This window comes from Intrasporangium sp. (assembly GCF_035280925.1).
In the GTDB taxonomy this organism is placed as follows: Bacteria; Actinomycetota; Actinomycetes; order Actinomycetales; family Dermatophilaceae; genus Intrasporangium.
In genome coordinates, this window is sequence record NZ_DATEEY010000101.1 from 1 (window position 1) to 9,341 (window position 9,341).

A 9,341-nucleotide genomic window follows, 5' to 3' on the forward strand; every position below is an offset into this window, starting at 1 on the left:
GACCGCCTCGAAGATCGGCCGCTCTCGCTCGGGGCCCGTCGAGAAGTACTCGTCGAGGGTCATCGCCGGCGCGCACTCGTGCGACTGGCCCCGACGGCGGAACCGCCGCCGGCAGTCGGGACACGTCCACGCGGGCACCGCTCGATCTTGGCTCACGGACGCGGCGCCAGCCGGCGGCGAGGGCCGACGACAGTCCCGCCCGGCCGGCGAGCCCGACGCCGCCCCGATCGAGTCCCCTGGTCGACAGCCGCCGGGCTCTGACGGGCGCGGGCCGCGCCGGCCGGTTGTGGGGAAAACGAGAATGTGTTCTACTGCCGCGCATGCCACAGGGGGGACCGGGTGAGCACCTGCTCACCGAGCGCGACGGGCACGTCCTGGTCGTCACGATGAACCGGCCCGAGCGGCGGAACGCGTTGTCGCTCGAGATGATGGAGGGCATGTCGGCGGCCTGGGACGAGGCCAACGCCGACCCCGACATCCGGGTCGTGGTGCTCACCGGCGCAGGCGGCGCGTTCTGCGCGGGCGCCGACCTCGAGGCCATGACTGAGCTGGCCCCCGGCGACGCCTTCGCCGCGGGCGACGACGACGGCGACACGACCATCGCCGACATCGCCGACGGCGTCATCAAGCCCCTGCTGAAGGGGTTCCTGCTCGACAAGCCGCTGATCGCCGCGGTCGAGGGCGCGGCCGTCGCCGGCGGCACCGAGATCCTGCAGGCCACCGACATCCGCATCGCCGGCGAGAGCGCCCGGTTCGGCGTGTCCGAGGTGCGCTGGGGGCTGTACCCGCTCGGCGGGTCGGTCGTGCGGCTGCGCCGGCAGATCCCCTACACGCTGGCGGCCGACATCCTGCTGACCGGCCGCCACCTCACGGCCACCGAGGCCCAGCGCATCGGCCTCATCGGCGAGGTCGTGCCGGACGGCACGGCCGTCGACCGCGCCCGCGAGGTGGCGGCGGCCATCGCCGCCAACGGGCCGGTCGCGGTGCAGGCGGTGCTGCGGGCCCTGCGGGCCACCGAGGGCGTGAGCGAGCGCGAGGCCATGCGCATCGACTCGACCATCGGCATGGAGGTGTTCGCCAGCGACGACGCCCGCGAGGGGCCGCTGGCGTTCATGGAGAAGCGCACGCCCCAGTTCAGCGGCAAGTAGCGAGCGCCGCCGGCCCGTCGCGGGCAAGGTGGAGTACGGACCGACGGAGCAGAGGAGCCACACGTGGACGTCGACGAGATCGACCTGCTGGACCGCGACCGGTTCACCGAGGGCATCCCCCACGAGTGGTTCACGTGGCTGCGCGCCAACGCACCCGTCTTCCACCACGACGAGCCCGGCGGCGACGGGTTCTGGGTCGTCACCCGCTACGCCGACATCGTGGCCGCCAACCGCGACGCAGCGTCGTTCTCGTCGGCCCAGGAGCGGGGCGGCGTGGTCACGCTCGAGGGGCCGGTGGCGCCCATCGAGGGCCAGGAGATGGCCGGCGAGATGATGCTGTTCATGGATCCGCCGCGCCACACCCGCTACCGCAAGCTGGTCAACCGCGGCTTCACCCCGCGCATGATCGCCGCCCTCGAGGAGCACCTCCGCGACCTCACGGTCCGCATCGTCGAGGACGCGATCGCGAAGCGCGACTGCGACTTCGTGGTCGACGTGGCCGCCGAGCTGCCCCTCGAGGTCATCGCCGAGCTGCTCGGCGTCCCCAGCGAGGACCGGTTCAAGTTGTTCGACTGGTCGAACCGGATGATCGGCTCCGACGATCCCGAGTACAAGGTCAGCGACGAGCACGTCACCAACGCCCAGATCGAGATGTTCATGTACGCCCAGGCGCTGGCCGAGAAGCGCCGGGCCGACCCGCAGCCCGACATCGTCACCACGCTGCTCAACGCCGAGGTCGACGGCGACACGTTGACCGAGATGGACTTCAACCTCTTCTTCATGCTGCTGTCGGTGGCGGGCAACGAGACGACCCGCAACGCCATCGCCCACGGCATGAACGCCTTCCTCGAGCATCCCGACCAGTGGGAGCTGCTCGTGTCCGACCCGGCGGCGCACATCGACACCGCGGTCGAGGAGATCCTGCGCTGGGCCTCGCCGGTCATGTTCTTCCGGCGCAACTGCGCCCGCGACATCGAGCTCGGCGGCCAGCTGATCCGCGAGGGCGAGAAGATCAGCCTCTGGTACATCTCGGGCAACCGCGACGAGTCGGTGTGGGACGAGCCGTTCCGGTTCGACATCACGCGCGACCCCAACCCCCACATCGCCTTCGGGGGCGGTGGGCCGCACTTCTGCCTCGGGGCGCAGCTCGCCCGGCTCGAGATCAAGCTGCTGTTCGCCGAGTTGGCGGCCCGCGTGCCCCGCCTCGAGTCGCGGGGCGAGCCCGACCGGCTGCGGTCGAACTTCATCGGGGGCATCAAGCACCTGCCGGTGCGGCTAGCGGCCGATTTCCCTGGTCGGGTCACCTTCGAGCGCTGAGCCAGCGGAGACCCCTGAAACACCTGTGACACGGGAGCCTCGGCGAACGTCGCCTCGACCACCCGACGGGTCCGCTCGTGGTCGGCCGGCAGCAGGTGCGCGTATGTGCTCAACAGCACCCCTGGGGTATGACCTAGGTACTCGGCGGCCGCGGCCACCGACACCCCGCCTGACAACAGCGTCGAGGCGAAGGTGTGGCGGCTCTCACCCACACCAGTGTGCTCCGCGACGGTCACCCCGTACCTTTCAGCGATGGTCGAGCGATTGCGTGTTGTGACGCCTGTCGGACGATCGCGAGCCCGTGCAGCAGTGGTTTGCCGTCGGCAAGTGGGGGTAAGCGAGCGCCCGGCCGCAGCATCGGTCGAATTGACTGTCCGGTGACCGCGGGCATGTAAGTAGCAGCTAGAGCTGGGGCCTGGGAAGCGTTGCAAGCGGCACTGGGTGCGTCCCGAGCCGGTCAAGTGGGTCTAGGTGGAGCGGAACTTCGGGGCAGCGAGGCTGCCGGAAAAGGGAGCAGAGACCGTGAGTCGACTAGTCAGCCGTCGTCGGCGGGCCGTTGCGGGCCTGGCCAGCATGTTTGCGGGGGCGGCCTGCCTTGTGATGACCATCCCGGGGCAGGCGAGTGCTGACCCAGCGGGGAACAACGGCACCGTCAAGGTCGACGGCGTCGCCTTCGACGATCATCCCGACAATGAGCCGCATGTCGGCTGCGTGTTCCAGGTCGACTGGTACGGCTTCGACGAGGGCGAGGACCTGTTCTCACATGTGACGTTCGAGGTGCATCCGCCGACGGGCAAGCCGGCGATCCTCCTCGAGGACGATGTGTTCATCGGTGAGGACGACAACAGTGGCGGGGGGTCCGAGGCCGGGCTCGACGCGTCGGAGACCTACGACCTGACCACCGTGCTGCAGGGGTTCGAGCCGCACCCCCAGCAGGGCTGGCACGTGAAGCTGACCGTCAACAACGACGGCTCGCAGGGCGCCGACGTGAAGCACAAGGTGTTCTGGGTGTCAGGCTGCGAGACGCCGCCCACGACGACGACCTCGACCTCGACGACCTCGACCTCGACGACGTCTACCACGGAGAAGCCGACGACGACATCGACGACTGAGGCCCCGACGACGACGTCTACCACGGAGAAGCCGACGACCACGTCGACGACTGAGGCTCCCACGACGTCGAGCACCGAGGCTCCGACGACGTCGAGTACCGAGGCTCCCACGACGTCGAGTACCGAGGCTCCGACGACGTCGAGCACCGAGGCGACCAGCACTACTGTCGTCGCACCGTCCAGCACGACGACGTCCGTGGCGGTGTCGCCCGTTGGCGAGCTTCCGAAGACTGGTGGTGGTAGCCAGGCGCTTCTCATCGCGGCCGGAGTCGCCCTGCTGCTAGGTGGAGGGGCGCTGCTGGGCAGCGCGAAGCTCGGGCAGAAGCGGCTCGCCTAGCGGCTGATCGAGCCGAAATGACCGGTGGCCGGGGATTCGTCCCCGGCCACCGCTTCGTTTTCGGCCTCTGCCCGGCATGGCAGCCGACGTCGTCGACTCGCCCTCAGCAACCCACGTCGGCTACCCGAGTGATCCGACAAGCCGTGAACCGCTGAGCCGCGGCACGAGCGACTACCAACTCGAAGGCGTCCATGACTGTCGCCACTGCTGATGAGGCGGGCACAGCATGGCGGGACGATGGGCGACGCATCCTTCACCCACGTCATGCTCGCCGCGAGGGGCCCTCGCCTGTCGGACCGTCAGCGCAGAACGCCGTCGCCCCAGTAGAACGCCACCCACGCCTGCACGCCGTTGCGCCACTCAAGTGCGACCTGGGCGACGGGCAGGTCACCCGTCGTACCCCGTCGACATGTCGTGCTCTTCGAGCCTCCACGGGACCGTCGAATCGACCCACCGTGGCGCCACAGGGAAACGTACGTTCGCTTACTCGTAAGCAGGGGTGTTTGTCGAAGCCAGCAGACTCACCTTGCGCCAGGTGAACTGGCGCACGTAGTCGAAGGTCGACTTGGACACGCCGTGCCGGAAGGGGGTTGGCCCAGCCCCGCAGCACCGGGGCCAGCCGGTAGCACAGGACTTCGAGCAGTTGATTCGTCGCCCCTCCGGTCATGGTGTGGCGAGACCAGTCAACGAAAGTCGCGGCGGACACGCGGACGGGTAGAAGGTTGGACGACCCAAGAAGCTCACAGTAAGCGCAACCTTCTCACTGAGTGTGGCGATTACGAGAACGTGTCGTCCACCGGTTCCCCCCGGGTCACCGTGGGGATGCCCGTCTTCAACGGCGAGCGTCATCTCGCGGCCGCCATCGAGTCGATTCTCGGTCAGACCTGCCAGGACCTCGAGCTCGTCGTGTCGGACAACGCGTCGAGCGACGCCACCCCCGAGATCTGCCAGGACTATGCGGATGCCGATCCACGGGTGCGCTACACGCGGCTGGACAGAAACGTCGGTGCCCGCATGAACTTCGAGATCGTGCTCTCCCGGGCCCGGGGCGAGTGGTTCAAGTGGAGCGCCCACGACGACCTGATCCGGCCTGAGTTCCTCGCCGGATGCCTCGCTCGCCTCGACCACGATCGTGGTGCGGTGCTCTGCGCGACGGACATCGAGGTGATCGACGACCGAGGCGAGCAGCTGGGCGAGACACTCCAGCCCATCACCATCGACGGCCGGACGCCCCACGAGCGCCTCCGCCAGTTCTTCGCGCACCCCAAGGTCCACCAGACGATCTTCGGCGTCATCCGGCGCTCGGTGCTCGACTCGACGGACCTGCTCGGTCCGTGGTTCGGGTCAGACCGCGAGCTGCTGATGGAGCTGGCCCTGCGGGGCCGGTTTCATCGAGTCGACCAGCTGCTGTTCCTCCACCGGGAGCACCCGGGACGATCCGACCACGTCCCGTCGAAGGTCGCCTACTACACACCCGAGCGGGGCGATCGGCCTGTCGCCCAGCACTGGCGCCACCTCGGTAGGGCCGCCCGCGCGCTCCTGTCGGCGCCCATGCCTGCTGCGGAGCGCGCCCGGTGCCTCGCTGAGTACGGCCGCAGGGGCCGCACCCTGGTCGGGCGCTGGGCGCCGACGATGTGCCGGGAGGCCGCAACATCAGTGCGCACCATGAGCGGGTTCCGAGTCCGCCGCTAGCTGATCGGGGGCTTCGGACTGAGGGGATGTGACGGTGGGGGCTCGAGATCGGTGGATTCCGGGCGCCTCGCGGCCGATGGTGGCCAGGGCGGGAGCAGGCCGGTCCGGGTTCATCCGTGGTGATCTCGCCGTGGACCCGCGGATCGCCAACCGGCGTGCCCCTGAAGGAGGTTGGGGCGATGACGTGGCCCGCGGGCCCGATACAGGCCCCGCTCCCCGCGACGGAGGCGGCCACCGCCAGCCGCTTGCCGGGGACGGTGAGTGCCGGCCCTCCCACCCGCCTGAGGAGGGCCCGGTACCCACCGTTTCCAGAGCCCCCACCAGACCGGGCCCATTCACAGACCCTTGGCTGCTCGCCCTCCTCGCGTAGGCCCATTGCGACGCGCGGCGTACCCCTCGAGAGGGTTGGGGCGATTGCTCTTCATGTGCCACGGGCCTGGCTCCCTCGCAGCGTCGCGGCTACCCCCAGATCGTCGTTGTCGGCCTCGGCCGGGTCACAGCACGCTAGGGCCCCGGACCCGAGGTGCTGGCACCACGGGTTCCGATGCACCTAGGGGGTGGCGATGGTTGATCCAGCTTCGACCTGGTGGTTCAGCGCCGACCGAAGGTGGCACAAGGGACAACCCCCACAGGGCTGGTGCCAGGGCCCGGACCGCCGCTGGCACCCGGCCACCGATGCCCCGCTCCCAGCCCCGAACACCCCCGCCGCGCCGCCCGCGGCAGTGGAACCTCCCGAACCCCCGGCCGCACCGCGCACGGCAGTGGACCCTGCCGAACCAGCGGCAAGCGATGGCCCCTCCGACACAGTCCCCAGCTACGCACAAGGCGCGCGCCACCTGCAGCGATCCCCCCGACGGTTCTGGAACCGCCGCCACAGCAAGTGACTGAACCGCCGATGTCGGCGACGGCTGAAATGGCAGCCTGCAAACTGGCAACAAACTCCTCGACCGCCTCCGGGCCGCTTGCCAGCGTGAGCGTCGGTCGGTCTGCCATCTCGAGCTCCCTTGTTGTCGATCTGGACCGACGTTAGGAATCGCCGGTTGAGCGGCACGCCTGCCGGCCAGGACCGCACCGCACGTGCGCGACCGTGGGGTGGGTGAAGGGCGCCCAACGACGAAGCACTCCCCGAACTTCTCTCCCATGTTGACACCCGGCTGACCTGCGCCGGACGGAAGCGGCTTGGGTCTGGGGGGTCGACGGCATGTCGGAGTCACCCACCGGGATGCCTCATCAAGCCGTCAGGGCCGACCGGGCCGACTGCGGGCTCGCATTTCGGGGACCTCGAGCTGCCTCGTCCTTTGCTCTGCGGCGAAGCCATCCGGTCGCTGATGAGTGACACAGGTGACTGGAACAGCCCGGAGTCCTTGAGCCGGCGGATGTGGTCCTCGACGTACACGTGGGCGCGCAGGGTTCGAGCGCCCACGCCCGGTCACGGACCGTCGCGGGGGTGGTTGACCGCACGTCGAGCTCGCGGTGCATGTCGCCGTCGGTGTAGAGGACGATCTTGGCCCAGAGGGCTCGCGGCCCTCCCACACGCCATCGCGCGCCTACGCCAATGCCCATGCCCCCTCCCGTCGCGGCCGGCCCGCCTTCGTCAGCGAGCCACGCGAGGTTGAGCCGACGACGAGCGTCGCGGAACTGCTTCTTCATCCGCTTCTTGGTCGCAGTGCGTCGCGAGCGCGGACGGCCCCGCAGGACATCGCGGCCACGCTCTACGGCCCGACTTCCGTGTCCCGGGCCCGCGATCGCATCTCCTGCGCCGATGAGTGACGGCTCGGGGATGGCGCCGCCGGGTAGGGGACCGGCATGGCACTCATCCTGTGGATCATCGCAGTCGTTCTCGTCATCGCCGGAATCGTTCAGCTCTTCCAGGGCCAGATCCTCCTCGGGATCGGCCTCATCGTGCTCGGGTTCCTCGTCGGACCGGGCGGTGTCTCGCTCTTCGCGACGACCCCGGCCGGGGCCATGGCCGCGCTGATGCCGGGGCTCGGGCGAACCGGCCACCTCGTATCCACCGGCGAAGGTCCTGATGGTGTGCCGGGCCGTGGGCGCTGGACGGACCGGAGCGCTCCGGCGCTCTGAGCCGTCCGGCCGCACCTGTCACGAGCCCACGGACGGTCCCCCGGACTCTCCACCGGGGGATCGTCCGCGTCGTCGGGAAGTCCGGTCTTCCCACTGCACGGCCGCGCCGGGGCTGGTGTCGCGGGGGCGCTCGCCCCGCACGCTCTGCGCCCGCCGACGAGCCCGGCCGCGGGCGGTTGACCCGTTCCGCCATGCCATCCATGGCGCTCGGCCCATGACACCAGCCCCTCGGTGTCGTGTCGCGCACTGTAAGCCAGTGCTCCCAGCACCTCGGCGTGCCGGGCTCTCTGCCACACGGAGTGACACATAGGTGGCGGCGCCCACTGGATCGGCGCCCAGAACGACACAAGGGAAGTTCATCGCTGCCCAGCGCCAGCCCGCGCGAGCGCCTTACCCGTGTCTCCTGCTCGGTCGCCGCCTCGGCGCCTGTCGGGGTGCGGACGCCCGGGAAGAGCGGACAAAGCGGCCTTCAGCACCTGAACTCGCCGAGGGCGGGTGTGCGTGGGGTTATGGTTCGACTCGCCCCTCCGACACTGCTCAGCTGCATGCGTTTCCCCTGGTCACAGACCACGAAGGGAAACCATGACAGCGAACTCCCAACTCGGGCTGTAGCGCTCTGTCGAGCAGCCCGAACGAGGGACCAGCGGTCGGGACAGCACCCGTCAGCCCGACCGTCCGAGCGTCACGCCGTGGCGTGGCTGGACTGGCCGCTGAGGCACCGTCACCGGTCCCCCAGGACCGTTGAGGCATACGAACGACCTGACTGGCTGGTTCAAGGCGACACGTTCTGTCTTGGCCCACTGTTCCCGAACGTGGCTGACCTAAAGGGCTTCAACACCGTCATGCCGCTACGCAACGGGCTGCCTCGCAGCACGTCGGCACGTCAGCTCGACATCACCGGGATGCGTGTAAGCGGCGGCAGGCCCGACCCATCCCTGATGAGCATTGGGTGAGCCTGTGGGATTCGGCTACGTCCGACGAGCTGCGTGTGGCACTGGCGTGGCGGTACTCACCACGGATGACAGCAGCCGTCAGCGGGCACAGCACAACTGTCTGGAACGGCACGAGCTCGCAGCACGCCTGGAGACACTGTGATGGCGCAGCACATGGCCCCTACGCCTTGGCGCAGGGTCCATCGCATCGACCTAGCGCTCATGTTCGTGCTCGGCGTCCTGGTGGCGATGCTGGTCATGTTCGGCCTGTCGCTGCGGGGCAGCGACGACGACCCTCGTCCGCCCGCCACGACCACCACGACCGTGGTCCCCACAGGCATGCTGGTCTGACCCAGACGTCGTGGATCGATCCCGCGCCGGCCGGGCCGGGGTCGGCGGGCCCGCAGTGACGGTCAACGGAGGCCCGACCCGGGTCGTGGCGGCGGGTCGTCGGTCGCCACCCGGTCCGTCGGGCGCGGACGGCTCGTCGATGCGCGACGTCGGCACCGGCGGGGCCCAGTCGATCCCCACGAGCCGGCGCGCCAGCACCGCGGCGATGCGGGCCGCGTGCGCCTTGGCGCGCTCGGCGTTCGGACCCTGCCACCCGCGGTCGACCGCTTCGACCCACAGGCCGTACCAGCGATCGAAGTGCTCGGGCCGGAACGCCTCGATGTCGTGGACCTGCTGGTGCGCGCCCAGGACGAAGCCGTCGTAGCCGGGC

5 protein-coding genes and 1 pseudogene are annotated in these 9,341 nt (G+C 69.6%); 5 read left to right on the top strand and 1 reads right to left on the bottom strand.

Annotation, left to right across the window (positions count from 1 at the left end):
* Positions 1-320: 320 nt before the first annotated feature.
* From VJN29_RS09745 to VJN29_RS09765, 5 genes are all read left to right on the top strand, one after another.
* Complete coding sequence (locus VJN29_RS09745; RefSeq protein WP_324143430.1) at positions 321-1,148, top strand: crotonase/enoyl-CoA hydratase family protein; 828 nt, start codon at positions 321-323, stop codon at positions 1,146-1,148.
* Positions 1,149-1,211: 63 nt separating this feature from the next.
* Entirely contained in the window at positions 1,212-2,465 is a 1,254-nt protein-coding gene (locus tag VJN29_RS09750; protein WP_324143431.1) for a cytochrome P450, read from the top strand.
* A 522-nt stretch (positions 2,466-2,987) separates the two neighbouring features.
* Entirely contained in the window at positions 2,988-3,914 is a 927-nt protein-coding gene (locus VJN29_RS09755; protein ID WP_324143432.1) for an LPXTG cell wall anchor domain-containing protein, read from the top strand.
* 822 nt (positions 3,915-4,736) lie between these two features.
* Positions 4,737-5,606, top strand: coding sequence for a glycosyltransferase family 2 protein (locus VJN29_RS09760; protein ID WP_324143433.1), 870 nt, complete (start codon positions 4,737-4,739; stop codon positions 5,604-5,606).
* 1,806 nt (positions 5,607-7,412) lie between these two features.
* Positions 7,413-7,688, top strand: coding sequence for a GPGG-motif small membrane protein (locus tag VJN29_RS09765; protein WP_324143434.1), 276 nt, complete (start codon positions 7,413-7,415; stop codon positions 7,686-7,688).
* Between the two features lie 1,145 nt (positions 7,689-8,833).
* Here VJN29_RS09765 and VJN29_RS09770 read toward each other — a convergent pair.
* Positions 8,834-9,341 (bottom strand): annotated as a pseudogene (locus VJN29_RS09770) (hypothetical protein); the annotation flags it as partial.

Bases quoted from the DNA above. Each gene is read 5' to 3' on its own strand.
- VJN29_RS09745 (WP_324143430.1), top strand. From the start codon at position 321: ATGCCACAGGGGGGACCGGGTGAGCACCTGCTCACCGAGCGCGACGGG.
- VJN29_RS09760 (WP_324143433.1), top strand. From the start codon at position 4,737: ATGCCCGTCTTCAACGGCGAGCGTCATCTCGCGGCCGCCATCGAGTCG.
- VJN29_RS09765 (WP_324143434.1), top strand. From the start codon at position 7,413: ATGGCACTCATCCTGTGGATCATCGCAGTCGTTCTCGTCATCGCCGGA.